This is a genomic window from Streptomyces sp. NPDC088747, from assembly GCF_044751025.1.
In the GTDB taxonomy this organism is placed as follows: Bacteria; Actinomycetota; Actinomycetes; order Streptomycetales; family Streptomycetaceae; genus Streptomyces.
This window is the reverse complement of the sequence record NZ_JBIVKZ010000004.1, coordinates 434,265-460,247: the sequence shown is the minus strand read 5'-3', so window position 1 is coordinate 460,247 and position 25,983 is coordinate 434,265. Positions and strand designations below refer to the sequence as shown.

Annotated in this window: 26 protein-coding genes and 1 pseudogene; 15 read left to right on the top strand and 12 right to left on the bottom strand. The window is 69.6% G+C overall.

Annotated features, from left to right (window positions below):
- The first annotated feature begins 56 nt into the window (after positions 1-56).
- From ACIP79_RS12785 to ACIP79_RS12745, 9 genes and pseudogenes are all read left to right on the top strand, one after another.
- Complete coding sequence (locus ACIP79_RS12785) at positions 57-821, top strand: SDR family NAD(P)-dependent oxidoreductase (RefSeq protein WP_401222536.1); 765 nt, start codon at positions 57-59, stop codon at positions 819-821.
- A gap of 39 nt (positions 822-860) precedes the next feature.
- Positions 861-2,339, top strand: a complete 1,479-nt coding sequence (locus ACIP79_RS12780; protein WP_401222534.1) for an aldehyde dehydrogenase — start codon at positions 861-863, stop codon at positions 2,337-2,339.
- Complete coding sequence (locus ACIP79_RS12775) at positions 2,336-2,770, top strand: Zn-ribbon domain-containing OB-fold protein (RefSeq protein ID WP_401222532.1); 435 nt, start codon at positions 2,336-2,338, stop codon at positions 2,768-2,770. Before ACIP79_RS12780 ends, ACIP79_RS12775 begins: the two co-directional genes overlap by 4 nt.
- A gap of 245 nt (positions 2,771-3,015) precedes the next feature.
- Positions 3,016-4,476: an aldehyde dehydrogenase family protein gene (locus ACIP79_RS12770; RefSeq protein ID WP_401222530.1), complete on the top strand. Its 1,461-nt coding sequence runs from the start codon at positions 3,016-3,018 to the stop codon at positions 4,474-4,476.
- Between the two features lie 64 nt (positions 4,477-4,540).
- On the top strand, positions 4,541-5,056 hold the full coding sequence (locus ACIP79_RS12765; protein WP_401222528.1) for a cupin domain-containing protein: 516 nt from the start codon (positions 4,541-4,543) through the stop codon (positions 5,054-5,056).
- On the top strand, positions 5,053-6,045 hold the full coding sequence (locus ACIP79_RS12760) for a dihydrodipicolinate synthase family protein (RefSeq protein ID WP_401222526.1): 993 nt from the start codon (positions 5,053-5,055) through the stop codon (positions 6,043-6,045). Before ACIP79_RS12765 ends, ACIP79_RS12760 begins: the two co-directional genes overlap by 4 nt.
- On the top strand, positions 6,042-6,683 hold the full coding sequence (locus ACIP79_RS12755; RefSeq protein WP_401222525.1) for a nuclear transport factor 2 family protein: 642 nt from the start codon (positions 6,042-6,044) through the stop codon (positions 6,681-6,683). The genes ACIP79_RS12760 and ACIP79_RS12755 overlap by 4 nt, the downstream gene beginning before the upstream one ends.
- A gap of 26 nt (positions 6,684-6,709) precedes the next feature.
- Positions 6,710-6,976: pseudogene (locus ACIP79_RS12750) on the top strand (ferredoxin); the annotation flags it as partial.
- A gap of 35 nt (positions 6,977-7,011) precedes the next feature.
- Complete coding sequence (locus ACIP79_RS12745; RefSeq protein ID WP_401222524.1) at positions 7,012-8,292, top strand: cytochrome P450; 1,281 nt, start codon at positions 7,012-7,014, stop codon at positions 8,290-8,292.
- A 63-nt stretch (positions 8,293-8,355) separates the two neighbouring features.
- On the opposite strand, the gene ACIP79_RS12740 is transcribed toward ACIP79_RS12745, so the two are convergent.
- The 5 genes from ACIP79_RS12740 to ACIP79_RS12720 all read right to left on the bottom strand — a co-directional run bounded on the left by ACIP79_RS12740 (position 8,356) and on the right by ACIP79_RS12720 (position 14,505).
- A complete protein-coding gene (locus ACIP79_RS12740; protein WP_401222522.1) occupies positions 8,356-9,174 on the bottom strand; it encodes an IclR family transcriptional regulator C-terminal domain-containing protein in 819 nt (272 codons plus the stop codon).
- Between the two features lie 240 nt (positions 9,175-9,414).
- Positions 9,415-10,680: an ABC transporter substrate-binding protein gene (locus tag ACIP79_RS12735; protein ID WP_401222520.1), complete on the bottom strand. Its 1,266-nt coding sequence runs from the start codon at positions 10,678-10,680 to the stop codon at positions 9,415-9,417.
- Positions 10,681-10,721: 41 nt separating this feature from the next.
- Positions 10,722-11,864 carry a branched-chain amino acid ABC transporter permease gene (locus ACIP79_RS12730; RefSeq protein ID WP_401222518.1) on the bottom strand — a complete coding sequence of 381 codons (1,143 nt, stop codon included), beginning with the start codon at positions 11,862-11,864 and terminating at the stop codon, positions 10,722-10,724.
- Entirely contained in the window at positions 11,864-12,778 is a 915-nt protein-coding gene (locus ACIP79_RS12725) for a branched-chain amino acid ABC transporter permease (protein WP_401222517.1), read from the bottom strand. The genes ACIP79_RS12730 and ACIP79_RS12725 overlap by 1 nt, the downstream gene beginning before the upstream one ends.
- Complete coding sequence (locus ACIP79_RS12720) at positions 12,775-14,505, bottom strand: ATP-binding cassette domain-containing protein (RefSeq protein ID WP_401222515.1); 1,731 nt, start codon at positions 14,503-14,505, stop codon at positions 12,775-12,777. The genes ACIP79_RS12725 and ACIP79_RS12720 overlap by 4 nt, the downstream gene beginning before the upstream one ends.
- Before the next feature lie 406 nt (positions 14,506-14,911).
- Here ACIP79_RS12720 and ACIP79_RS12715 point away from each other — a divergent pair, with 406 nt between their 5' ends.
- Positions 14,912-16,093 (top strand): FAD-dependent monooxygenase, encoded by a 1,182-nt coding sequence (locus ACIP79_RS12715; protein ID WP_401222514.1) that lies wholly within the window; start codon positions 14,912-14,914, stop codon positions 16,091-16,093.
- Positions 16,094-16,136: 43 nt separating this feature from the next.
- On the top strand, positions 16,137-17,021 hold the full coding sequence (locus tag ACIP79_RS12710; protein WP_401222512.1) for a hypothetical protein: 885 nt from the start codon (positions 16,137-16,139) through the stop codon (positions 17,019-17,021).
- Positions 17,022-17,260: 239 nt separating this feature from the next.
- Here ACIP79_RS12710 and ACIP79_RS12705 read toward each other — a convergent pair whose 3' ends face one another.
- The 3 genes from ACIP79_RS12705 to ACIP79_RS12695 all read right to left on the bottom strand — a co-directional run bounded on the left by ACIP79_RS12705 (position 17,261) and on the right by ACIP79_RS12695 (position 19,827).
- Positions 17,261-17,713 (bottom strand): pyridoxamine 5'-phosphate oxidase family protein, encoded by a 453-nt coding sequence (locus ACIP79_RS12705; RefSeq protein ID WP_401222510.1) that lies wholly within the window; start codon positions 17,711-17,713, stop codon positions 17,261-17,263.
- Positions 17,713-18,852, bottom strand: coding sequence for a CaiB/BaiF CoA transferase family protein (locus tag ACIP79_RS12700; protein WP_401222508.1), 1,140 nt, complete (start codon positions 18,850-18,852; stop codon positions 17,713-17,715). Before ACIP79_RS12700 ends, ACIP79_RS12705 begins: the two co-directional genes overlap by 1 nt.
- 321 nt (positions 18,853-19,173) lie before the next feature.
- Positions 19,174-19,827 (bottom strand): CatB-related O-acetyltransferase, encoded by a 654-nt coding sequence (locus tag ACIP79_RS12695; RefSeq protein WP_401222506.1) that lies wholly within the window; start codon positions 19,825-19,827, stop codon positions 19,174-19,176.
- Between the two features lie 99 nt (positions 19,828-19,926).
- Here ACIP79_RS12695 and ACIP79_RS12690 point away from each other — a divergent pair, with 99 nt between their 5' ends.
- Complete coding sequence (locus ACIP79_RS12690; protein WP_401222504.1) at positions 19,927-20,559, top strand: TetR/AcrR family transcriptional regulator; 633 nt, start codon at positions 19,927-19,929, stop codon at positions 20,557-20,559.
- A 100-nt stretch (positions 20,560-20,659) separates the two neighbouring features.
- Complete coding sequence (locus tag ACIP79_RS12685) at positions 20,660-20,917, top strand: hypothetical protein (protein ID WP_401222503.1); 258 nt, start codon at positions 20,660-20,662, stop codon at positions 20,915-20,917.
- Between the two features lie 186 nt (positions 20,918-21,103).
- Here the strand turns inward: ACIP79_RS12685 and ACIP79_RS12680 are convergent, their stop codons facing one another.
- Positions 21,104-22,360 (bottom strand): cytochrome P450, encoded by a 1,257-nt coding sequence (locus ACIP79_RS12680; RefSeq protein WP_401222502.1) that lies wholly within the window; start codon positions 22,358-22,360, stop codon positions 21,104-21,106.
- 453 nt (positions 22,361-22,813) lie between these two features.
- Between ACIP79_RS12680 and ACIP79_RS12675 the strand changes: the two genes are divergently transcribed.
- Positions 22,814-23,020, top strand: a complete 207-nt coding sequence (locus ACIP79_RS12675; RefSeq protein WP_401222500.1) for a hypothetical protein — start codon at positions 22,814-22,816, stop codon at positions 23,018-23,020.
- Positions 23,017-23,400 (top strand): hypothetical protein, encoded by a 384-nt coding sequence (locus tag ACIP79_RS12670; RefSeq protein ID WP_401222498.1) that lies wholly within the window; start codon positions 23,017-23,019, stop codon positions 23,398-23,400. Before ACIP79_RS12675 ends, ACIP79_RS12670 begins: the two co-directional genes overlap by 4 nt.
- A gap of 109 nt (positions 23,401-23,509) precedes the next feature.
- On the opposite strand, the gene ACIP79_RS12665 is transcribed toward ACIP79_RS12670, so the two are convergent.
- The 3 genes from ACIP79_RS12665 to ACIP79_RS12655 form a co-directional block, all read right to left on the bottom strand.
- Positions 23,510-24,193, bottom strand: a complete 684-nt coding sequence (locus tag ACIP79_RS12665; protein ID WP_401222497.1) for a S1 family peptidase — start codon at positions 24,191-24,193, stop codon at positions 23,510-23,512.
- Positions 24,194-24,475: 282 nt separating this feature from the next.
- Positions 24,476-25,381 (bottom strand): pyridoxamine 5'-phosphate oxidase family protein, encoded by a 906-nt coding sequence (locus ACIP79_RS12660; RefSeq protein WP_401222495.1) that lies wholly within the window; start codon positions 25,379-25,381, stop codon positions 24,476-24,478.
- Between the two features lie 15 nt (positions 25,382-25,396).
- Positions 25,397-25,954, bottom strand: a complete 558-nt coding sequence (locus tag ACIP79_RS12655; RefSeq protein ID WP_401222493.1) for a TetR/AcrR family transcriptional regulator — start codon at positions 25,952-25,954, stop codon at positions 25,397-25,399.
- Positions 25,955-25,983: the final 29 nt, after the last annotated feature.

Sequence of the window (25,983 nt, the reverse complement as noted above, 5' to 3'; positions counted from 1 at the left end):
CCGTCGAGGCCGCCAGGGCTGCCACTTCCGCACCGTATGTACGAAGGAGAACACCAGTGTTCGATGATCTGGCCGGAAAAGTAGCGCTCGTCACCGGCGCGGGCCGCGGCATCGGCCGTGCCTACGCCGAGGCGTTCGGGCAGGCGGGGCTGAAGGTCGTCGTCTCCGACATCCTGGACGAGGAGGGCGAGGAGGTCGCCGCGGCTCTCCGGGAGGCGGGCCACGACGCCGTGTACATCCGGGCCGACGTGAGCGACGCCGAATCGGTCGCCGGCCTGGCCAAGCGGGCCGCCGACACCTACGGCGGAATCGACGTCCTCGTCAACAACGCCGGCCTCTGGGGCGATCTGGACTTCGCCTCCGTGTTCGACATCACGCCGGAACGCTGGGACAAGGCGTTCGCGGTGAACGTCAAGGGCGTCTGGCAGGTCTCCGTCGCGGTCGCCCCCTACATGCGGGACCGGCCGGGCGCGGCGATCATCAACCAGGCGTCCACCGCCCCCTACATCGTCACCCCCCGCACCGCCGACTACACCGCGGGCAAGGCCGGGGTCATCTCGCTCACCAAGGTGCTCGCCAAGTCCCTCGCGGAGTACGGGATCCGGGTCAACGCCCTCGCACCGGGAGGCATCGCCACCGAGGCGTCACTGAACAAGTCCACGAACCTGTTCACCGAGTCCAGCATCGCCCAGCAGTGCGTCAAGCGGGCCGGGCAGCCGTCCGACCTCATAGGTCCGCTCATGTTTCTGGCCAGCGGGGCCTCGGGATACATGTCCGGTCAGGTGCTGGTCGTCGACGGCGGCAAGACCATGCCCGCCTGACGGGCACCCCGAAAACCACCAGGCCAGGAAAGGATCGACGTGGACATAACGAGCGGTGACGAGGCCGCCGTGGACGACACGGACCGAAGCGATCAGCTCTACCTGGGCGGCCGTTGGGTGAAGGCCGAGTCCGCCGAGCGGATCTCCGTCGTCTCCCCGTTCACCGAGGAGGTCATCGGCTCCGTCCCCGCCCCCACCGGGCGGGAGGCAGACGCGGCCGTGGCGGCGGCGCGGGCCGCATTCGACTCGGGCGAATGGCGGCGCACCCCCGTCGAGCGGCGGATCGAGGTGCTGCTGCGCCTCGCCGACCGTTACGAGGCGGTGGTGGAGACCATGGGCCGCACGCTCACCGCGGAGATGGGCGCGCCCATCGGCTGGACCGTCCGCGCCCAGGCCGGCGGCTCGGTGGCGATCATCCGTGCCATGGCGGAGGAGGCCCGGCGCTATCCCTGGGAGGAGGACCGTCTCGACGGCCGGGCGGCGGTGCTACGGGAGCCGGTGGGTGTGGTCGTCGCCATCCCGCCGTGGAACGTCCCGCAGACGACCGCCCTCTCGAAGGTGGTCCCGGCGCTGCTGGCGGGCTGCTCGGTGGTGGTGAAACCGTCGCCGGAGACACCGCTGGACGCGCTGCTCCTGGCGAAGCTGTTCGACGACGTGGGACTGCCGGACGGCACTCTCAGCATCCTTCCGGGCGGCCGGGAGATCGGCGAGCGGCTCGTCGCGCATCCCGGCGTGGACCATGTGGCCTTCACCGGGTCCACCGCCGCGGGACGTTCCATCGCCTCGGTCTGCGGCCGTGACCTCAAGCGCTGCACGCTCGAACTCGGCGGCAAGTCGGCCGCGATCGTCTGTGACGACGCCGACCTGGACCAGGTGACGGCCGGACTGCGTACCGCGTCCTTCAACATCAGCGGCCAGGCGTGCATCGCGCAGACCCGCGTCCTGGCGCCACGCGGCCGCTACTCGGAGGTGGTGGACGCGCTGGCCGGCCTCGCCCGCGGGCTCACCCTGGGCGACCCGGCGGACCCGGCCACCGATCTGGGGCCCCTCGTGACCAGTGCGCACCGCGACCGGGTGCTGTCCTACATCGACCTCGGGGAACGCGAGGGGGCCCGGGTGGTCGCCGGGGGCAGCAAGCCTCCGGCGGGGCTCACCCGCGGATGGTTCGTGGCTCCGACCGTCTTCGCCGACGTCGGCAACGACATGCGGATCGCCCGCGAGGAGATCTTCGGACCGGTGCTCTGCGTGATCCCGTACGAGGACACCGACGAGGCCGTCGCCCTCGCCAACGACTCGGACTTCGGCCTCGCGGGGTCGGTCTGGACGCAGGACCCCGAGCGCGCGGACGCCCTGGCGCGGGAGGTACGCACCGGGATGATCGGCGTCAACGGGTTCCGTCCCGACTTCTCTCTGCCGTTCGGTGGCGTCAAGGCGTCCGGTATCGGGCGCGAGTTCGGCCGCGAGGGTCTGGACGCCTATGTGGAGAGCAAGGCGTACTACCGGACGGCGCCGCGGTGACGGGCACGCTGCGGGCACGACCGGTGCCCGCGACGCACGACCGGCCCTTCTGGGACGGGTTGCGCGAGCACCGGCTGATGCTGCCCCGGTGCGACCGGTGCGAGTTGTTCGCGTACCCGCCGGCGCCGCGCTGCCGGCGTTGTCTGCGGCCCACGCGGACCTGGAGGCAGTGTGCCGGTACCGGCACACTGCACGCCTGGGCCACCGCCCGCCGCCCGTTCGCCCCGGGGTTCACCGCCCCGTACACGGTCGCGCAGGTTGCGCTGGACGTCCAGGACGGCCTGCTGATCGACGCCCTCCTGCTGCCGGCCGACAAGGACACACCCCGCATCGGGTCCCCGGTGACCGCGGTCCACCTCGACGACCGGCGCGGTTTCAGCGTGCTCGCCTTCCGGTGCGTGCGCCGGACGCCGCGTCCGCCGACCGATTGACACTCCGTTCAGCCTCCGATTACGCTCGCATAGCGACCACATGTTCGCTGGATGACCGAACGTCGACCCGTGGGACCGCCGGTACGCCGGTCGGTCCCGGGCCGCAGCCGCCGGCACCGGACGCTCAGTCCGCAGGCCGTGCCCCCGATCCGACCGCCGCCGAGCGAGAACACAGCCGGGCGCCGGCCCCGAGGAGTCCCCATGGTCACCACCACCCGTACCCGCGTCGAAGCCGGCGGCACGTCATGAGTCCTGTCGGTCGGGCCGCCCCCGCCGTCCGTGTTCCGCTGCTCATCGGCGGAAAGCCGACCGAGGGACGCGGCACCTTCGAAGTACGCGACCCCGGCCGGTTCACCGATGTCGTCGCGCTCGTCGAGGAGGCGGGCCCCGAGCACGTGGACGCCGCCGTACGGGCCGCCGCGGGGGCCGCCGCGGACTGGCGGGACCGGTCCGTCGCGGAACGGGTCGCGCTGCTCGGCGCGGCGGTGAGCGCCGTCGAGTCGGCGATCGGGGAACTCTCCCCGCTGCTGACCCGGGAGAACGGGGGCACGCTCGTCGAGTCCCGGATGGACCTGACCCGCGGGGCAGCGCTGTTCCGCGATCTCCTCGGCCTCGCGCCGCAGTTCCTGGCCCCCCGCACGACCGAGACCGCGACCCACCGGCTCTCCGTCGAGCGGGTCCCGGTGGGGGTCGTCGCGCTGATCGTGCCGTGGAACTCGCCGATCGTGCTCACCCTGTCCAAGCTCGCCCCGGCCCTGGTGAGCGGTAACACCGCGGTGGTCAAGCCGTCGGTGCTGGCTCCGGTCACCCTCACCGAGGTACTGCGGACGATCGCGGACGGCCTGCCGCCCGGCGTACTGAACGTGGTGCACGGGGACGCGGAGGCCGGCAGCACCCTGGTGGCCCATCCGTCCGTGCGCAAGGTGTCCTTCACCGGCAGCGTCCCGGTCGGCCGGCAGATCATGGCCGACGCCGCCGGCGGCGTGAAGAGGGTGAGCCTGGAACTCGGCGGGAACGACGCGGCCGTCGTCCTGGACGACGCCGACTTCGCCGCGGCGGTCCCCGCGCTCGCCAAGGGGGCCTTCACCCGGGCGGGCCAGATCTGCTTCGCCGTCAAGCGGGTGTACGTGCCCGCTGGGCGCATCGACGCGTTCCATGAGCAGATGTGTGCCGAGGTCGACGGCTACCGCGTGGGTCACGGCACGGACGAGCGGACCACCTTCGGCCCGCTGATCAGCGCCCGCGAACGCGACCGGGTACGGGGACTGGTCCGGCGGGCCCGGGAAGCCGGAGCCGAGGTGCGGGAACTCGGCCGCCCCACCGACTCGGTGGACTGGGAGGGCGGCAACTACCTGCTCCCCACCGTGGTCAGCGGCCTGGACCCGCGGGCGGAGCTGGTCACGGTCGAACAGTTCGGTCCGGTTCTGCCACTGGTGCCCTACCAGGACGAGGACGAGGCGGTGGCGCTCGCCAACGACAGCGAGTACGGCCTCGCGTCCTCGGTGTGGAGCACCGACACCGACCGGGCGCTGCGGGTGGCCCGCCGGATCGAGGCCGGGGCAACCTTCGTCAACAGCCACAACCTGTGGTCGCTCTCCTTCGACATGCCCTTCGGCGGAGTGAAGCAGAGCGGTCTCGGCCGCGAGCGCACCGCCCTCGGGCTCCAGGAGTACGTCGAGGAACACGCGATCCGCCTGACCAAGTGACCGGGTGCCCCGGATGCCGGCGTGTGCGCCGGACCACCGGGCCGTTCGACGGGAGCAGTGAAGCATGGACGATCCGAAGGACGCGCTGGCGGAGTTCCGCGCGCGTATCAAGGCGCAGCGGACCCCGCTGCCCCGTCCGCTCGAGACGGACGACCTCGTCGTCCGCGAGGAGGATCTGGCCTGGTACGAACCGGCGGACAACCCCACCCGGCTGGCCCCCGTGCTCGGCACGGCGGTCGCTTCGTTCGAGATGTTCCTCCAGGACTTCGCCCCCGGCGGCTCCACCGACATGCAGCGCCATCATCACGAGGCTGTGCACTACGTCCTGTCCGGCAGCGGCTACAGCGAGATCGGCGACGGGCGCCACACCTGGGAGCGGGGCGACTTCGTGAGCGTCCCCCCGATGATGTGGCACCGCCACTACAACGGCAGCGACACCGAGCCCGTCCGCATGTTGATCATCGAGAACTCGAAGCTGCTGGACCATCTGGGACTCAACTACCGCACGTCGGTGGGTCTGCGGACCTGGGCCGAACTGGCCGGGACCGACGACCGGCGACATGAGCAGGAGCAGGGATGACGACACCACGACTCTCCGTCGAGCAGGTCCGCGGGGTCTTCGCGATCATGCCGACCCCCGCGGTCGAGGGCGCCGAGGACCCCTCGGTCACCGACACCGTCGACCACGAGGAGACCGCCCGCGCGGTGCGGGCCCTCATCGACGACGGCGTCGACGCGGTACTGACGACCGGCACCTTCGGCGAGTGCGCCACCCTCACCTGGGACGAGCTGCGGGGCTTCGCCGGGACCGCGGTGGACGCCGCCGAGGGGCGCGCCCCTGTCTTCGTCGGTGCCACCACGCTCAACACCCGGGACACCATCGCCCGTGCCCGGGTACTGCGGGATCTCGGCGTGACCGGTCTGCTGCTGGGGCGTCCGATGTGGTGCCATCTCGATGACACCGACATCGTCCGCTACTACACGGCGGTCGCAGCGGCCGTACCCGAGCTGGCGATCATCGTCTACGACAACCCCGAGGCGTTCAAGGGGAAGATCAGCAGTGCGGCGTACCGCCGGCTCGCGGCCCTGCCGCAGGTGGTGGCCGCCAAGTACCCGACACTCGGACCCACTTTCACCGACGACCTGGCCGCCATGGCCGGCCGGATGCGCGCCCTCCCCGTGGACCGCGACTGGTTCACCGCGTGGGAGAAGGCGCCCGGTGAGCTCACCGCGTGCTGGAGCGGCAGCGCCTCGTGCGGGCCGCGCCCGCACGTGGAACTGGCCCGCCGGATCGCCGCGGGGGACGCCGAGGGGGCCCGCCGGCTCACCGACGAGTTCCAGGCGGCGGCGCAGGGCTTCCTTCCGCAGGGGCAGTTCGCGCTGTTCGCGCAGTACAACATCCAACTGGAGAAGATCCGCATCGACGAGGCGGGTTATGTGAAGGCCGGCCCCTCACGCCCGCCGTACCTCAACTGCCCCGAGGAGTATGCGGCCGGTGCCCGGGCATCGGGCCGCCGCTTCGCCGAACTCCAGAGCGCGTACGGCACGAAGGCGGGGAGCGCTCGATGACCGACACGACTCTCGCGGCCGGGTTCACCGACAAGCTGGTGATCACCGGACTCGCGCAGACCGAGCGCAGGGCGCGGGACGACAAGGAGTGGCAAGTGCTGCTGGACAGCTACCACGAGGACGCCCGGATCTTCCTCTCCTGGTTCGACGGGAGCCCGTCGGAGTTCGTCACGTCCTCGCAGCGCATGGCGGACCGTCCGGGCGGCCATGCCCTCCATGAACTCGGCCCTACGCTCGTCCGGGTCGACGGGGACCGGGCGCTCGCGGACACCTCCTGCGCCATCCTGATGCGCCGCGTGTTCGAGGGCGTCGAGTGCGACCTGACCGCCTACTGCCGGCACCGCTCACGGGTCGAGCGCCGGGCCGGCCGCTGGCGGCTGTGTTCGTTCGTCGGGATCTACGCGAAGAACACCCTGGTTCCGGTGGTGCCCGGCACCGCGCCGAAGCTCGACGAGGCGCGGCTCGGCACGTACCGCTCCAGCTACGACTTCCAGTGCTACCACCGCGAGCAGGAGGGCAACACGCCCTTCTCGAACAGGCCGGGCCTGGACCGCCCGGACCTCGTGGCGGCCCTGGAGGAGGCCGACCGCGCCTGGCTGGCGGGCGCGGATCTGCCCCTGGGCGTGGGCGGCGAGTAGCGTCGCGCCGCTGAGCGGACGAGGACATGGCGTACGTGATCGGTGGCGGATGCCTCGACGTGTTGGACAGCTCCCGCGTGGACACCTGTCCCGTCGACTGCGTCCGCCAGGGCACCCGCAAGCTCTACGTCCATCCCGACGAGTACATCGACTGCGGGACCCGCGAACCGGCCTGTCCGGTGGAGGCGCTCTTCCAGGACGTGCGGGTCCCCGAGGACCGACGCGGTCATGTCGAGGCCAGCCGGGCGTTCTTCGACGAGATCGGTTCGCCCGGCGACGCGGTCGCGCGAGGGACCGAACCACAGCAATCGGGAAGGGATGAATCGACATGCACGCCGATGCACAGGACCAGGGCCGCTGCCCGTTCGCTCATGGCTCCGAAGAGGTGGTGGACCAGCTCGACCCGTTCGGAGCGCCGTACCTGGCCGATCCCTACGCGGTGTTCGCCCGCGCCCGTGCGGAAGGCAGGGTCTTCCACAGCGAGGAGCTGGGTCACTGGATCCTGACCCGGCACGAGGACATCAAGGCGGTGCTCCGCGACACCAAGCGATATTCGGCGGACATCGCCAACCAGCCGCTCGTGCCGTTCTCGGACGAGGTCCGCAAGCAACTGGCGGACCTCGGTTTCCGCCCCAGGCGCGTGCTGGTGGACAACGACCCGCCGAACCATCTGCGGATCCGGCGCCATGTCAACAAGGCGTTCAACGCCCGGCGGCTGCGGCTGCTGGAGCCCGACATCCGTGAACTGGCCGAGCAGCACATCGACACCTTCGCGGACCAGGACGAGATCGACTTCGTCGCCGCGCTGGCCTGGCCGCTGCCCGCACTGGTGATCTTCCGTCTGTTCGGTGTGCCCGCGGACCGCCTGGAGATCATCAAGGACGGCTCCCGGGACCGGGTCACGCTGACGGACGCGCGGCCCACCCCGGACGAACAGCGGCGGGCGGCACAGGGGCTCGGCGCCTTCTTCGCCTACTGCCGGGAGATCGTCGCCGACCGCACGGAGAACCTCGCCGACGACTTTCCCAGTGATCTCATCCGCTCCGGGCAGGGTGACGAGACGGCGCCGGACTTCGACGAGCTCGTGACCATCATGTACTCGATCCTCTTCGCAGGGCACGAGACGACGACGGGTTTCCTCACCCATCTGCTCCGCCGCTGCCTGGCGCAGCCGGACCTGTGGCAGCGGCTGCGCGAGAACCGGGAGCTGGTGCCCGCGATGGTCGAGGAGGTGCTGCGTCTGGACCCGCCCGTCATCAACTGGCGCCGGCGCGCCAAGGAGGAAGTGACGATCGGCGGTACGGTGATCCCCGCCGACGCCTCTCTGCTGCTGCTTCTCGGTTCCGCCAACCACGACGAGAGCGTGTACGACCATCCCGACGAGGTCGATCTGGGCCGCGAGGCGGCTCAGCCCCATCTGTCGTTCGGCGCGGGCCCCCACATGTGCCTCGGCGCGCCGCTGGCACGGCTCGAGGGGCAGCTCGTACTGGAGGCGCTCCTCGACCGGTTTCCGCGTCTGTCGCTGCCCGAGCAGGAGTTGCGGTTCCGCGCGAACCTGCGCTTCCGCAGTCCGGAGCGGCTGCTGGTCCAGCTGCACCAAGGAGGGTGAGCAACGACGCGACGGCGCCGTCCCCCTCAGGGGCGGCGCCGTCGCGTCGACGGCTCGGGCGGGTCAGTTGCGCAGGGTCAGCACATGCTCTATCCCTGCTGCCGTCTCCAGGAGGGCGGGCAGGTAGTCCCGTTCGATGGCCTCGACAGAGGTGCGGCTCGCGTGCACGGCCACGCTGATGCCGATGGTGGGGCGGTTCGGCTGACGTACAGGGACGGAGACCGCGCAGACGCCCACCTCTATCTCCTGGTCCATGAGGCAGTAGCCCCGGTCGCGTACGCCCATGACCACCTCGCGCAGTTGGCCGGGGTCGGTGATGGTCCGCTCCGTCTCGCGTTGGAACGCCGCGGTGCGCAGGTACGCGTCCAGCCCCTCGTCGTCGAGTTCGGCGAGGAGCACCCGGCCGATGGCCGTGAGGTAGGCGGGTACGCGCGAGCCCACCGACAGGGCGAGCGTCATGATGCGCGGGAACGACGTCCGGGCTCTGGCCACGAAGACGACGTCGTGGTTGTCGAGCACGCCGGCCGAGCACGACTCGTGCAAGGTCTCGGCGAGGTCGTGGAGTTGGACCTGGAAGATGCTGTCCACCGACATCGTGGACAGGTACGAGTAGCCGAGTTCCAGAATGGAAGGGCTCAGCGTGTAGCGCCCGTTCTCGCACCTCGCGTATCCGTCGATCTCCAGGGTGTGGAGGAAGCGGCGCGCGGTGGACCGGTTCAGCCCGGTCTCGCGCGCGACCTCCGCGATCGTGAGACTCGGTCTGCTCCGGGAAAAGGTACGGATGACGGCGAGGCCCCGTCCGAAAGCTGTGACGTAGGCGAGCTGCGCCTGGTCCTCCGCCGGCTCCGGGCCGCTGTCGGTCTCCTGCGTGTTCTGGCTCATGGCGTCTTGGGTCCGGTCTCAGGGGGGGCGGCCGGGACGTGGAGTCTGGCTCGGCTGATGTTCGGAGAGGCAGATGCTACCGCAATGCGCGACCACCTGGGCGCCAGGCGAACATCGGGCGGAGCGGCGGGAGTTGGGCGGTACCCGCTCCCCCGCAAACCCGGTGCGGTGCCGTCGGCCGCCGGTTCGGTACCCCTCCCGGACGGCCGGCGCGACACTCGTGCTCCTCGGTGTGCCCTGTCAGGAGACCTTGTCCTGGGCGTACTCCTTCGCCAAGGGCGATGTGTAGGTCGTGTCCACGGGGGCCAGGCCCATGGGAACCTTCGGGTCGATCCTGTAGATGCCCGTGACCAGCGGCGGCTTGCGGTCGGCGGGCTCTCCGTAGAGATAGGTCGGGAGCATGCCCTGGTAGTCGAAAGATCCGAGGGACCGGGACGCCTTCAGGATGCCGGCGCGGCTGACGTCGTTGTTCTTCACGGCCTTCTGGAGGATGGCCTCGGTGAGCATGGCGTGCGCGTACCCCAGTTCTGTGTACGAACTGGGCTTCGTTCCCTTGCCGTGCGCGGTGATTCCCTCCCGGAGCGCCTTCTGTCCCGGTGCGCTGCTGTTCCAGTCCACGCCGATCGCCGTGGTCAGGAAGTGCTTCTGGAGATACGGTGCGATGGGCGACTTGGCGAAGCTCGGGTCGTACACGTTGTTCTGGCCCAGGAACTGGGCGTCGAAGCCGAGTTGCACCGAGGCCGAGATGACTCCGGGTGTGTGGCCCGTCGTCGCGCCGAACAGGACGACCTGGCAGCCGCCGCGCTGAAGCTGCTGCACCTGTGACGTGAAGTCCGTCTGGCCCTGCTGCACCCGGACGTCCGCCTTGAACGTGACGCCGAGCTTGTCGACGGCGTATTTGATGCCGTCCCGGTTCTCCGCGCCCAGATCGTCACCGCTCGTCACGGAGCAGAAAGTCGCCTTCTTCTTGTCGAGCTTGTCGGCGGCGTAGGCCACGAGGTTGACCATGTTGATCTGGGTCGGGGTTCCCCACGGGAGCAGGTGCTCCGACTTGGTGTAGATCGCGCTGCTGGAATCGACCAGCGCGGTGACGTCATCGGCGGTGATCTGCGGTTCGAGCGTCTTCACGATGGTGGTGCCCAGGACACCCGAGAACAGGACGGAGTCGCTCTTGACGCGGTTGTAGAGCGGAACCGCCACCTGGGGGTTGAACTGGGTGTTCTCGGGGCTGAACTTGATCTTGTACTTTCCGTCCACGCCGCCCTTGGCGTTGAGCTGGTCGTAGTAGATCTTCATCCCCTTGACCAGCGCGAGACCGGCCGGGGACAGCGGACCGCTGAGCGGTTGCATGGCCGACACCGTGAACGTCCCGCTGTCCGCGTCGAACCCCGGCGCGCTCCGCAGGGCTCCGCCGGCCGAGCCCGCGCCGCTGTCCTCGCCTTTGGTCGAACCGGCGCATCCCGAGAGGGCGAGCGCTGCGACGGTGAGGGTCACCAGACCCGTCACACGGACGTGGCGAAGGGGTATGGGTCGCCCCAGGATCTCGTTCATTTCGATGTCGCTTTCGCCGTACGGTCACGTCGCCGGGAGGTGACGCGATGGAGCAACTGCCGAAGGCGCGCGCCCAGACCCGAGAGTCCGCCGGGCGCGACGAGAAGGGTCACGATGATCAACACGGCGTAGACGAGCAGCCCGGCGTTGTCCTTGGTGATGCCGAAGCCGCTGCTCGTCGTGGATTTCACGAAGGGGATCTGGTCCGCGTACCGGTTGATGAGCTGAGGGAAGGCGGTGACGAAGGCCGCGCCGAGGAGCGGGCCGTACGTCGTCCCCATGCCACCGATGACGATCATGGCGACGTACTGGATCGACATGTTGAGGTCGAAACCACTGGGCAGCGCGTAGCGCAGCTCGTTGACCAGGAGTGCGCCCGCTACGCCGCCCATCGCGCTGCCCGCGGCGAGGGCGGCCACCTTGGTGCGGAACAGCCGTACGCCGAGGACTTCGGCGGCGATGTCCTGTTCGCGTACGGCGAGCATGGCTCGGCCGAATCCACTGCGGACGATGTTGTGCGCGAGCAGCAGGCACAGGGCCGCGACGATCCAGTACAGGACACCCAGGCTCTGCTCACGGGTGTAGACCTGGGAACCGATGGCGAGGCCCGTGAAGTCGACGGATCCGATCGAGACGGGCAGGTCGAACGATCTGCCGTTGACCCCGCCGCTGAGGGACGTCCAGTTGTTGAACAGATAGATACCGAAGAAGACCAGCCCGAGCGACACGATGGCGAGATAGGTGCCGCGCAGCCGGAGTGCGAACAGGCCGATGACCATGCCGACCAGGCCGCTGACCGCCGCCGCGGCGATCAGCCAGACCGGGAGCGGCAGGCCCCAGTCACCGCCGACCTTCGCCGCAGTGTAGGCGCCGACCGCCAGGAAGAAGCCGTGGCCGAGGGAGATCTGACCCGCGTATCCCATGGACAGGTTGAGGCCGATCGCGCCCACCGTGCCGATGGCCACCAGGGTGATGAGTGTCGACAGGAACGGGCTGCCGACACTGAGCGGAACGGCGACGACAGCGATCAGGAGAAGGGTGAGACCGACCCGCTGTGCCGGGGTGCGGCAGAGTCTGAGTTCGCGTTCGACCGTCGCGCTGCGCAGGTCGCGCGAGGTTGTTTCCATCGTGAAGGCCATCAGATCCTCCTGACTTCCGCGGTGCCGAACAGCCCGGTCGGCCGGACCATGAGGATGATGAGCATGACCAGGTAGGGCAGTACGCTCGCCACGTCCTGTCCCGCCCAGGCGGGTGCGTAGGCCGCCGCGTACTGCTGGCACACTCCGATGACGATGCCGCCGACGACCGCTCCGCCGGCCGAGTCGATGCCGCCGACGATGATCGCGGACAGGGCGACCAGGGCGGAGCTCGCGATCCCCGGTTGCAGCCCGCCGCCGACGGTGGTGCCGAGCATGATGCCGGCGAGTCCGCCCAGGGCGCCCGCGATCGCCCAGGCCACGGCGCCGATCCGGCTCGGGGCGATGCCCTGGGCCAGTGCGGCCTCCCGGTGGAAGGCGGTGGCACGCATCGCCGTTCCGAGCAGCGAGTATCTGAAGAAGAGGAAGAACAGCAGCAGGACGGCGGCTGCCAGTCCCAGCACCCAGAGGTCGCGGACGGTGAGCGAGAGCCCTGCGAGGCGAAGGGTGCTCAGCTTCCACGGGTCGTCGGCGTTGAGCTGGTCGGTTCCCCAGATGGACGCGCTGACGGCTTCGAGGGCGATCAGGATGCCCAGGGTGACCATGAGGGTCGAGTGGACGTCCCGTCCGAGCAGGGGGTTGACCAGGACCCGCCCGGCGAGGGCGGAGACGACGGCACAGAGGAGGACGGCGAGCACGGCCGAGAGCCAGAACGGCAGCCCCCAGGTGACGTGCGCGTTGTAGGTCAGATAGGCACCGAGCAGCGCGATGCCCCCGTGTGCGAGGTTGATGACGCGGGTGGCCTTGTAGACGATGACGAATCCGAGGGCGATGACGCCGTACAGGGCGCCGAGCGCCAGTCCGGAGATGCCGACCTGCGTGAGCTGTGTGCCGGTGGCCAGTGTTTCCGGTGTCATGGGCGGGCCTCAGGGGTGAAGTTCGTTCTTTCCGCACGGCGGGTGATCTCGGAGTCCGGTGCCGTGACGCCGGCCTCGGGACCGGCCTCCGTGCCGGCCGTCCCCAGATACGCGGTGATGACAGCGGGATCGGCCCGGACGACATCGGGGACGTCGACCACGAGCGGATGTCCGAAGTCGAGGGCCAGGACCCGGTCGGCGAGGTCCATCACCAGGTGCAGGTCGTGCTCCACGAGCAGGACGGTCAGTCCGAACTCCGACCGGGCGCGGACGACGTGCGACATGAGTTCCGCGGTCTCGTCGAAGTTCATGCCCGCGACCGGCTCGTCGAGAAGGAGCAGCTCGGGTTCGAGCGCGAGGGCACGGGCGAGTTCCACGCGCTTGCGCAGGCCGTACGGGAGCACACCCGCTTGGCGGTCGCGCCATTTCGACAGCCCGACCATGTCGATCAGTTCGCTGCAGAACTCGCGGGCCTTCTTCTCCTCACCGCGGGCCCGGCCGCGCCACAGGGCGCTGGCCAACGCACCGCTGCGCCGGAACCGCTCCCGGCCGACCATGACGTTGTCGATCACCGGCAGGTGGTCGAACAACGCCAGGTTCTGAAAGGTGCGGGCGCAGCCGAGGCGGGCTATGTCGGCCGGTGACCTGCCGGTCAGTGATGTTCCGCCGAAGCGGACGGCGCCCTCCTGCGGGCGGTAGAAGCCGCTCAGGGAGTTCAGCAAGGACGTCTTGCCGGCGCCGTTCGGGCCGATGACCGCGAAGAGCTCGCCCTTGCGCACGGTGAAGGAGACGTCGTCGAGCGCGGTGACCCCGCCGATGCGCAGCGTGAGACCGTCCACGGCGAGATGTGGCTCTCCGTCCTCCTCGCTGCGTATCGGCGGGTGTTCGTGGACGCGGGCGGAGGCTCGGTAGGAGCGGCCCGATTCGCCGCCGCCCAGGTAGGCGCCCTGCACGTGATCGTTGCTGAGCAGCTCGGCCGACCTGCCCTCCAGCGCTGTCTCACCGGATTCGAGGAGATAGGCGTAGCTGCTCAGTTCGAGCGCGGCCGACGCGTTCTGCTCGATCAGCAGGATGCTGGTGCCGTCGGCGTTGATACGCCGGATGAGCGAGTTAATCTCGCCGGCCATCTTGGGCGACAGGCCGAGGCTCGGCTCGTCGAGCAGCAGCACCTTCGGCTGCTGCATGAGCGCGCGGCCGATGACGAGCATCTGCTGTTCGCCGCCGGAGAGATAACCGGCCTGATCCCGGTATCGCTTGCGCAGTACCGGAAAGAGATCGAGGACATGGTCCAGGACGGCCGCGAGTTCTTTGCGCCGGTCGCCCGCAGAGTAGCCCCCGATACGCAGGTTCTCCTCGACGGTCAGTTCGGCGACCGTCTGCCGGCCCTCCAGCACCTGGCTCACTCCGGCGCGTACGAGTCGGCTCGCCGAGTGGTCGCGTACCTTCTCGCCGTTCAGCAGGATGTCGCCGGAGACGATCGATCCACCGTGGAAGCCGAGCAGACCGGTGATCGAGCGGGCCATGGTGGTCTTGCCCGCGCCGTTGGGTCCGAGCAGGGCGACGATCTCGCCCCGGCCGAGGCGGAGGTTCGCGCCCCGGAGGGCGCCCACGCCGACGCCGTAGCGGACGTGCAGGTCGCGGACTTCGAGAACCGCGTCGCTCGGATCGCGGTGCGCCGGTGCCCCGGGGCCGCGCGGGAGAGTCGTGAGTTCCGCCGGTTCAGGCAAGTCCGCCTCCCTGGCCGAAACCCGCTGGTCGATTGGCATACATCGGCATCGCTCCAAACCCGTTTCCGTCAGCTTCAGGTGCGGTCGGGGGGTCCGTCCGGCCAGAGACACGAGCGGTCCGCACAGACGATCAGTAGGTGAGAAAGCCCCGTAGGCCGGGAGTGTTCGCCTGGCGCTCACGTGTTCGCTCAACAGTGGAGCCGAGTGTCAGCGGTGTCAAGCGTGCGTTGCGACCAAATAAACGTTCAGGTCCGGCATGCCGAGATGGCCGAAAGTCGGCAGCCGCTCCCGGCTGTTGACATGCAGGCAGAGGGACTGGATCCTGAAACCAAAAGTGACCACATGTTCGTCCAGCGAACGTACGTCGACGTGGGGAAGTGTCGGTCATGGGAATCAGGAGATGACAGTGGCAGGAGAATCACTCCGCGTAGCCGTGATCGGCGGCGGCATCGGCGGACTGGCGACGGCCAACGCGCTGCTGCGTCGCGGCATGGACGTGCACGTGTACGAGCAGGCTCCCGCGCTGGGAGAGATCGGCGCCGGTGTGCTGATCACTCCCAACAGCCTGCGCCTGCTGGACCGGTTCGGGGTCGGCGAGGCCGTCGCCCGGGTGGGCGCGCGGGTGGGTGAGGGCTCGCGCTACTACCGGTCGGACGGTGAGACCGTCGCCCCGATCCTGACCGCCGACTCCAACGGCTGGAACGGCATGTTCGGCGTCCACCGCGCCGACCTGGTCGGCGTCCTCGCGGACGCGCTCCCCGCGGACCGGGTCCACCCGGGTCACCGGGCCACCGGCGTCTCGCAGGACGAGCGGTCCGTGGCCGTCGCCTTCGAGAACGGCGAGGAGGTACGGGCGGACGCGGTCGTCGCGGCCGACGGCATCCACTCGGTGCTGCAGCGGTACGTGGCCGAGCCCTCGGCCCCCGTCGACTCGGGCTCGGTCGCCTACCGCGGGCTGGTTCCCGCCGAGCGGGTGCCGTGGTGGCCCAAGGGCATCTCCCAGTTGTGGATGGGCGAGCAGCGCCACTTCCTGGTCTACCCGGTGCGCGGTGGCACCCTGATCAACTACGTCGGCTTCGTCCCGTCGCACGAGAAGACGGTCGAGTCGTGGACCGCCGAGGGCGACGTCGAGGCGCTCCGCAAGGAGTTCGCGACCTGGGACAGCCCGGTCCCACGGCTGCTGGCCGAGGTCGAGAGGACCAACTGGTGGGGTCTGTACGACCGTGACCCGCTCACCACCTGGACACGTGGCAGGCTCAGTCTGCTCGGCGACGCCGCCCATCCGATGCTGCCGCACCTCGGGCAGGGCGCGAACCAGTCCATCGAGGACGCCGTCGCGCTCTCCGTCTTCCTCGCCGACGCCACCGCGGACGACGTGCCCGACGCCCTGCGGCGCTATGAGGACCTGCGCCGTCGGCGCACCACCGAGGTCCAGGTGGGCGCACGTGCGAACGGCCGCCGCTACGACTCCCACTACGACAATCTCTCGGAGCGCGACGCCGAGATCGCCGGCTCGGTGCGGTTCCGTTCGTGGCTCTACGACTACGACGCCGAGTCCGCGGCCAGGGGTGCGCTCGCGGCCGGCTGATCAGCCCGCCCGAGACCCCGAGACCCCGACACGAGGAGGGTTCATGACATCGCCATCGCACAGGCCGGATCGGGCGTTCGTGTGTCTGTCGCACAGTCCGTTCATGACGCTGCCGGACCGGAGCGACACCGGCTACGAGTACCGGGCCGCGGTCGAGGAGGCGAAGAAGTTCATCGGTGACTTCGGGCCCGACGTGGTCGTCCTCCTCGCTCCCGATCACATGAATCTGCTGAACCGGGTCAGGCCGCCGTTCACGGGGATCATCTCGGGCGAGACGCTGCCCGAGTTCGGGATCCCGAGACTCGAACTGAACGTCCACCCCGTCGCGAAGGACCTGTTCCAGGACCTCGTGACGAGGGATGTCGACCTCGCGGTCGGCGAAGGGGTCGACGTCGACCACGGCCTCGGGCTCACCCTGACCCAGCTCTTCGACGATCCCGGGCTCGTTCCGCTCGTGCCGGTCGTCGTCAACGCCATCGGCTTCCCGCTCTTCCCGGTCGCCCGCGCCCGCCGGGTGGGAGAACACATCGGCGGCGCCCTGCGGGCGTACGACGGAAAGGTGATGTTCGTCGGGACCGGGGGCCTCAGCCACAACCCACCGTTCCCGGAGCCTGCCCCCGGCGCCCGGCGGTTCACCCCGGAGGAACGCGCGCAGTCCTTGTCCGGGGCGCTGGACTATGTCGACCCGGCGTGGGACAGGGCGCTGCTCGCCGGTATGGCGGACGGCGACGCCGGCTGCTTCAGCCGCCTCACCCAGGCCGACATCGACGCCCGCGGCGGCGGCGCGAACGAGGTACGCACCTGGGCCGCGGCCTGGGCAGCCGCCGGTTCCCCTGCGGCGACGTTCACGAGCTACGAGGTCGTCGAGCCGTGGATCACCGGCATGGGCGTGGCGTTCGGCACCCACGCGCGCTCACCGCGCGGGTGACCCGCGGGCGGACCGGGTGAAGGACCCACAGGCCCGTTGGGCCGGCCCGGCGCGTGGCGCGGACACCGCCCGGCGCTCGCGTCACGCGCCGGGCGGAGGCGGGACCGGGCGCGGATCTGCCGGCTCTGCGTAGGCGCGCGATGTTGCGCGAGTCACGTGATGTCGCGCGATGCTCGGGCGCGCAGTGCGTACGACTGGCCGGGCCTGATCCGGACGTACGCACCGGGGATCACCGATGGTCAGCGGGAGTCCGCCGTCTTCCGGTGATCCCACGAGAGGATCTCCTCGGGCTCCACGATCACCGCCAAACGCCTGCCCATGACCCGTTCGGGACTCGACGAGGGCTTGGTCGGATAGCGCGCGGCGACGCTGGCGTGAATCTCGAGCTTCGTCGACAGCCTGTCGTCCAGGACCGCTCGCCCGGTGATCTGTACGCCCCGCAGGTCGCCGTGCCGGGTCCCGGCCTCGACCAGCAGCGTCACTCTCGGGTCCCGCGCCAGGTTCCGCGCCTTCCGTGAGTCGGCCGGCACGGTGAACCCGAGCCGCCCGTCCTCGGTGAAGCCGTACCAGACGACGGTCAGGTGCGGTCGGCCGTCGGGGAGCACTGTCGCCACCACCATGTGCTGACCGGCCTCGGCGAGCGTTCGCCGCACCTCGGCCTCGGTCATCCGCAGCTCGGGCCGACCTGCCATCAGAACACCACCTTCTCGTCTCGCAGGGTGGCTGTCTCGCCGGCGGAGAGGCCCAGTTCGGCCAGGATCGCGTCGGTGTGTTCACCGGTGACGGGCGCCGACGCGGGGACCCCCGCGGGTCGCGCGCCGAAGCGTGGTGCCGGAGCGGGCTGGACCACACCGTCCTCGTCCGTGAGGAACGTGGCGCGCGCGGCCAGGTGCTCGTCGTAGGGCGCCTCTTCGGGGGTCAGGACAGGAGTGACGCAGGCGTCGACGCCGGTGAACCGCCGGGCCCACTCGTCCCGGCTCCGGGAGGCGAACGCGGCGGCGAAGTGGCGCCGTTGGCCGTCCCAGGTCGACGGGTCCGTCTGGCGGGCGACCTCGATGGCCTCGCCCAGACCGAGTCCCTCGACCAGGGCACGGAAGAAGTGCGGTTCACTGGCCCCCACCGCGACGTGACGCCCGTCGGCGCAGGTGTACGTCGTGTAGTAGGGGCGCACACCGCTGAACATGCTGGTACCGCGTGCGGCCGGCCAGTGGCCGTGTGCGATCTGCCCGTGGACCATGGCCATCAGCAGGGCGGCGCCGTCGACCATCGCGGCGTCGACGACCTGGCCGACGCCGTCCGCGCGGGCCTGGAGCAGGGCGGCGAGCACCCCCACCGCCAGCAGCATTCCGCCGCCGCCGAAGTCTCCGAGCAGGTTCAGCGGAGGCAGCGGAGGACTGTCGGCCGTGCCCAGGGCGCCCAGGACGCCGGAGGCCGCCAGGTAGTTGATGTCGTGACCGCCGAGGTGGGCCGCCGGTCCGCTCTGGCCGTAACCGGTCATACGGCCGATCACCAGGCGCGGTTGCGTCCGGAGCAGGTCCTCGGGGTCGAAGCCGAGCCGTTCGGCGGTTCCGGGCCGGAACCCTTCGACGACCGCGTCGGAGCGCGCGATGAGACGCCGGACGAGAGCCGCTCCCCCGGGCCGCTTCAGATCGACCACCAGGGATCTGCGGCCCCGGGCGAGCACCGGATTGGGACGGGCGCCCAGCTCGGACGGCCGATGGATCCGAACGACGTCGGCACCCAGGTCGGACAGCATCATGCCGCAGAAGGGCACCGGTCCGATGCCACCCAGTTCGACGACACGGAGCCCGCTGAGAGGGCCCCCGCTCATCTGCGACGCCCCGAGAGGAGAGAGAAACTGCTCGCTGAGCGAACATGTGGTCGCATAGGAAGATTATGGGTCTGCTCGTGTGATCCGGTCAAGGCGACGCGGGACCGGCCCAGGCGGCGAGCGCGGGACGCCGCCTCAATTCCCAGGACGCCGAGGACGTCACAGGACGTCACAGGACGTCACAGGACGTCACAGGTTCGACAGGCCAGTCCCTCCGGCAGTCCGGCAGTCCGGCAGCCCGGCACAGGACGCGAGGTCGAACAGCGCGTCGGCCGGGTGATCACTCGTGTCCGGCGCGGGTGGTGGGGTGGGGACGCGGTGTCAGGGCTGGTCGATCTGTGCGGCGGCCTCCTCCAGGTCGGCGACGGTCCTTGACATGATCGTCCGCACGTGTCTGGTGATGTGCTGTATAGGCCAGTCCCACCACGCGACGGCGAGGAGCCGGGCGATGTCCGCGGCGTCGTAGCGGGTGCGGATGAGCCGAGCGGGGTTGCCGCCGACGATGCCGTAGTCGGGGACGTCGTCGGTGACCACGGCGCCGGCGGCGATGATCGCGCCGTGACCGATGCGTACACCGGGCATGATCGTGGCGCCGTGGCCGAACCACACGTCGTTGCCGACGACCGTGTCACCCCGGCCGGGCAGGTCGGTGATCAGGTCGAAGTGCTCCGCCCAGGAGCCCCCCATGGTGGGGAACGGGAAGGTGGAGGGACCGTCCATGCGGTGATTGGCACCGTTCATGATGAACCGGGTACCCGCTCCCAGCGCGCAGTACTTGCCGAGGACAAGCCGCTCGGGACCGTAGTGGTACAGGACGTTGCGCGTCTCGAACGCGGTCGGGTCGTCAGGATCGTCGTAGTAGGTGAAGTCACCGACCTCGATCAGCGGCGACTGCACCAACGGCTTGAGCAGAACCACACGCGGGTGCTCGGGCATCGGGTGGAGCACGGTGGGGTCAGCAGGAACTGGCGGCATCGCGGGGGTGGTTCCCTTCCAGGCGACTTAGAGCGACAAATGTCGCGTTAAGATGCTGACACACCACTGCCGCCTTGACCAACCGGATACTGATCGCCGATGAAAGACTCACTGGACACCACGTCGGACCGCCGCCCGGGCGGTCGCACCGCCCGCATCCGCGCCCAGGTTCTAGATGCGGTACGCGCCGAACTCACCGAAGGCGGTCACGAAGGACTCACGATGGAGGGTGTCGCGGCGCGGGCCGGAGTGCACCGCGCCACGGTCTACCGGCGCTGGCGCGATGTCGGCGGCCTGCTCGTCGACGTCATCGACGCCGCCGGCGAGATCGACTGGCAACCGCCGGACACCGGCTCCCTGAAGGGCGATCTGACGGCCCTCAACCACGAGATCCAGGAGTCTCTGGTCGTACAGCCGTCGTATGCCATCGCCTTGATGGCCGCCTCGTTCCACTCCGAGCAGGCCGCGCGGGCCCAGACGCAGCTGTGGACGGACCGGTACGCCCAGTGCGAGATCCTCGTCGAGCGTGCCGTCGAACGCGGCGAACTCCCCGCACAGCACACGGACGCGCGGAGCCTGCTGATCGCCGCCACGGCACCGCTCTACCACCAGCTGGTGCTCCTGCGTGCCGAACCTGACCCGCACCTCCCGGAACGGGCCGCGGAGGCGGCAGTCCTGGCGGCTGCCGCGGGTGCCTTCTCCGGCCCTGGGACCGGCGGGCTCGCAGGTTGACGCGTCGCATATCCCTCGCAGTCAGTCGGGACACCACCGTGGTTGTTGGCACAAGGACCCGGTCGTCCGCCGCCGGTGGGCCGTTCCGTACCATCCGCTGGTGATATCCCGTCTGCTCTCCACGCCGCGCCGGCGAGTCGCAGCCGTGCTCGCAGCGGCGGCCGCCGTCGTCGCGTCCGGGTCGTGGGTGCTGTGGCCGGTCCACGACTCGTCGTGCGTCGTCTACTCCGGGGCCTACGTCCCCATGAATGCGCCGAAGGCCGAGGCCGACGCCGCCGTGCAGCGGCGTTACGACAAGGCCCTCGCCGACGGCGTGTGCGGTCCCGAGCGGGCGCGCTTCCACAACTGGACTCGGTGAGGTCGATTCCGACGTCACCGTAAGTGATCGCCGGGGCGTGTCGTGCCCAGGGTCCTCCGGCTTCGGTGATCGGGCGGCTGGCGGTCTCGTCGTGGTAGCCGAGTGCTGGCTGGTCGATCGCCACGCACGTGCACACGAAACAGGGTCGTCGTAGGGGCACAGCCGCGTGGCGGGGTCGCCGAAGCCTCAGGCAGATGCCGGCCGGAGGACGACCGGGAGGGCGGCGAGGCCGTTTATCGCCGTGGAGATCACGGGCACCAGTTCCGACTCGGGCACGGCCAACCGCATCGCGGGGAAGCGGGTGAAGAGCTGGGAGAGCCCGATCGCGCTTTCCAGGCGGGCCAGGGCGGCGCCGAGGCAGTAGTGCGGGCCCGCGCCGAAGGCGAGCTGGCGTTCGTAGTGGCGGGAGTCGCGGATGTCGAAGCGCGCCGGAACCGCTCCGCGCAGTTCGCGGTTGGCGGCGGCCAGACCGACGACGATCGGCTCGCCGCAGCGCACGGTCACTCCGTGCAGGACGGTGTCCCGCAGCGCGTAGCGTATGAACAAGTTGCGCAGCGGGCCGTTCCAGTGCAGGCCCGCTTCTACGGCGGCCGGCCAATCCAGTTCGCCGTCGAGAAGCGCGGTGAGCTGCTCGGGGTGGGTGAGCAGGGCTAGGACGGTGCTGGTCAGCGAGTTGACGGTGGTCTCGTGGCCGGCCAACAGGATGATCTCCAGGGTGTCGATCAGTTCCTTCTCCGTCAGCCTGCCGTCCTCGTCGTCCAACGCCTCGATCAGTGCGCTGGTCAGATCGCCGAGCGGGGCCGCGCGCCGGTCGGCGACCAGACGTGCCAGAACCTCACGCTGCCCGACCGCGGCCTCCTGCCGCTCGGCGCCGCTCACCTCGACACTCAGCATCGTCCGGAAGTAACCGCGCAACCGGCGCTGCTGATCGGGGTCGGTGAGACCGAACAGCTCACAGATGATCAGCAGCGGGAGCGGATAGGCGAAGGTCTCCTTGAGACCGGTCACCGCTCCTGGCTCTCTGGTTTCCAGGCCGTCCAGCAGTTCCCGGGTGATCTCACGGATCCGGGGCGCGAACGCGTCGATACGCCGGGGAGTGAAAGCGTGACTCACCAGGCGGCGAAGCCTGCGGTGGTCGGCTCCGTCCGCGTTGAGCATCGACTCCCCGACGATCAGGTTGAGCAGCGGCCACCCGGCGGGTATCTCCCCGCGTGTGTAGGCACCCCAGTGCCGCGGATCGCTGGAGAGGTCGGGGTGAGCGTCCAGTACCGTCTGGGCCGCCTCGGCCGACACGGCCGCCCAGGCACGGACGTCGTCCGGCAGTGCCACCGGCACCACGGGGCCGTACCGCAGCCACTCGGCTGCTTCCTCGTGGGTCCCACGGTTCGGATCGAGCGAGGACACGGGCTGGTCGAGTAATAGCTTCGAACGGTCGATGCGCATAGACAGCTCCAACTACACGTGGGATACGTTGCCTTGCGTCCGCCTACCGTGTGCGGCCGTACCGCGAAGGAAGCTGTACCGGGTCCGGGCCGACCGCCGGACAGGGCCGGAACCGCTGCCAGGCACGAATTCCCGGAGCCGACCCCACCACAGTCATCGTAACGACCCGACCCTGCGCGTACGTACGAAGCAGCCGAAGCCCTGCCCGCAGAACTCAAGTCGTCTCATTCCCCCGGTACGTTGGCCGGTTCGACCGGTGCCCTATCCCCAGCTGGCGGCGGCCGGCGTCGAGCCGTTGGCTGGACCGGTGGTCGCGTCGGCGCCGATATGGTGCGCGGGCGGCGCTGGCCTGCCGCCCCCCCCTGAGTCCGATTCGGTGGCTGCCAGGCGGTTCGAGCGGGTCTTACCCTGTCCGGTGCCCGGAGTGGTACCGAACGGGGTACCTTTGATTCCATGCCTGCACTCAATGTGGAATTCAGCGAAGAAGAGATGGCGCGGCTGCGTGATCGAGCGGCTCTGGCGGGTCGGAGTCTGAAGCAGCATGTGCACGATGTGACGGTGGAAGAAGCCGACAGACTGGCCTTCGTGGAAGGAGCCGTCGCGGAAGCTGCCCGCGTACTGCCTGGCATCGAGGCCCGCTTCCCCGTAGGGCAGCGGTGAGCCCGATCATCCGCGTCGACGTCGGCTGGGTCCTGCAGATCCAGTCCGCGATCTCCCCGCTGAACGTGCCCATCGCCGACTGGGGCGCGCTGGGATTCATGGCCGACCGGCACACCTTCGAACGCGAACGCGGCGTCCTGTACTACGAAGAACCCACCTCCCGGGCCGCGACCTTCCTGCACACCTCGCTGCTGCTGCGCCCCTTCACCGACTACAACCTCGTCATCGGCTGGGCCTGCACCAGCCAGTACATGCACCTCTCCGGCCAGCCCTTGCAGGCCAAGGACGACGACCTGTACGAACTCGCTCAGGCAGTCCGCACACAGGAAGCCGACCTACGGGCCGTCGCGCAGCGCCTGGAAGCTTGGCGGATCCAGTGACACTCGCCCGGGCGGAAGCAGAAGGCAGCGAGGTGGGCGTTCGCAGGCGTCTTCCTCTGGTCCGCCCGATGATCCAGACCAAGCCGCCTGGACAAGCGCCCACAGACCTTCAGTACACGGTGAGGCCGAACTGCGACACGACCTCCGCGACGGGCTGGTGGTAGGAGACCCCGCCCGAGGTGCAGTTGCCGCTGGCTCCGACCAGGAAGCCGACGGCCAGGGTGCCGGAGTACGCCGGGGCCCCCGTGTCGCCGGCCTCCGCACACGTGGTGGACCGGACCAGGCCATAGACAGTGCCCTCGGAGTAGTTGACCGTGGCATTGATCGCGGTCACCCTCCCGCAGTGGACCCCACTGGTACGGCCGACGTGGCAGAGCGACTGCCCGACCGCCGGGCTCGCCACCCCGGTGATGTCCTGGTAGACGCCCCCGCCCAGCGCGATGTCACCGGGCAGGTTCAGCGTGTTCGAGGTGTAACGGACCACCCCGTAGTCGTCGATCGGGAAAGAGGCGCCGGCGGTGACCCCGACCTGCACGGTGCGGGCCGCGTCGGCATACCAGGTGGTGGTGTAAGTGCCCGAGCAGTGGCCGACCATCACACCGTAGTAGACGCCGTTGCTCCTCGCGTTGAAGCCGACAACGCACTGCGCGCCGGTGGCCGCGTAGAGCACGGTGCCGCCCCGGATGGTCGTCACTTGCAGAGCGGCGGCGGACGGAACGGTGCCGAAGAGCAGAGCGACCACAGCCGTCACGGCTGTGGTCAGCATCGCCAGGCAGGTGTGCAGACGTCTCACGACCCTCCCAGGGTCATCGGTGGTCCGGTACCGACCAGTTCCCCCATGGTGCAGGTGCGACGGACGCGGCGACAGACGTACTCCGGCCTGACTACGCACGTGAGAAGCGACAGGCTCGGCTCACGTGTTCCGTGAGGTGAGCGACTGGGCTATCGTCTGCCTGCTCGATATATCATCCCTGTCGGTGCGAGCGGGTCCCTGGCCACGAACACGGGCTCGATCGGCATGCATCAGGCATCGGAGGCCTTCTCGGCCTCGACGTGACGTCTGTGGCTGGACCGGTCACGCGCCGGGCGGGTTCGACCGGGAGTAGTTCAGCAGTTCCCATTGCAGCGGGCTGGCGTTGTCGATCTGCACCACGGTGTCGATGTCGAACTCCACGACGCGCAGAGCCCCGGGGTACGCGGCGGCACTGCGGGGATCCCAGTCGATCCGGCCGGTGCCGGTGAGTTGCAGGGTGTGGCCGCGCTCCCAGTCGAGAAACAGCAGGCCGCACGCGGGGGCGAGGTGCAGATTGCCCAGCGTCATATAGAACTGGTTACCGGTGTAGTCCGGCCAGCGCAGGGTGCGAGGCCCCGCGACGGTGACGAACCCCGGCATGCCGCCGCGGTGTGACGAGTCGGCGCCGTGCTCGGGGCTGTAGCTGGCGATGAAGAAGGTGTCGGCCTGCTCGATCCAGCGCCTCTGGACGTCACTGAGTTCCTTGCCGGTGCGGGCTTCCCCGGGGGGCGTGGCATCGACGGACTCGGTGATGACGCGCTTTTGCAGGTACTTCGGGCAGTTGCCGAGCACTTGCCCGGTGGTCATCCGCAGGCCGTCGCCGTCGCGTCCGGCCACGCCGTTCGCGCGGATACGGCGCTGGGTCTGTGGATGCAGGGCAAGCACACCGACAGCACGTTCCACATCGAAGGCATGGTGGAGCGGATCACCGAGGGCGGGCAACCCGCGGATCTCGAGGGTTCGGCCGTCCACCGGCCGGGCGAAACCGGGAGGTCCCGTCACGATCGTCGACCAGACGGCGCCGGCGTCGTCGGCGGCTCCGACGATCAGCATCTGCTGGGCGCGAATGAAAGGGTGGAAGCCGTGCGGGATCTCCGGACCGAACATCGGCGATCCCCATCCCGGGCCGCCCTCCTGAGCCCTTTGCTGGACCGCTTGCTCACCGGGGTGTTCTACGCGCAGTGCCATGAGGTGTCTCCTTGATCAGCGTGCGAGCAGGTCGGGCAACTCCCCGAGGACCTGCTCGAAAACGGAAGGGTCGTCCAGGACGCGCGCCACCACCAGGGCGCCCTCGATACGGACGAGTGCAGCAAGTGCCCGACGCTCCGCGTCCTGCTCGGCCGCACCGGCCCTCACAGCGGCACCGGCCATGGCCTGGAGCCAGGCACGGGCGAGCCGGGCGGCGTGGGCCTTGACGTCCTGCGGCGCACCGATCAGTGTCATGGTGTCGAGGACGCAGGCCATCCGGCCGTCCCTGTACACGAGCGCCATACGCCGTGCCATCTCGGCAACGCCTTCGGCGACATCCGGCTCCGAAGCGAGCAGCTCGAAGATCTCTCCGAAATGGGACTCCATGCTCGTGAGAACGGCCGCCGCCATGGCGGGCTTGCCGTCCGGGAAGCGGTGATAAAGGCTCGCGCGTTGCAACCCTGTTGCCCGGGACAGGTCGGAGAGTGACGCTCCGGCGTACCCGTTGGCCCGGAAGACCTCGGCAAGCCGAGCATGCATCAGCTCATCGTCGACGCTCACTGTCCGTCCCATGGTGTTACTTTACCGAACGTTCGGTAAAC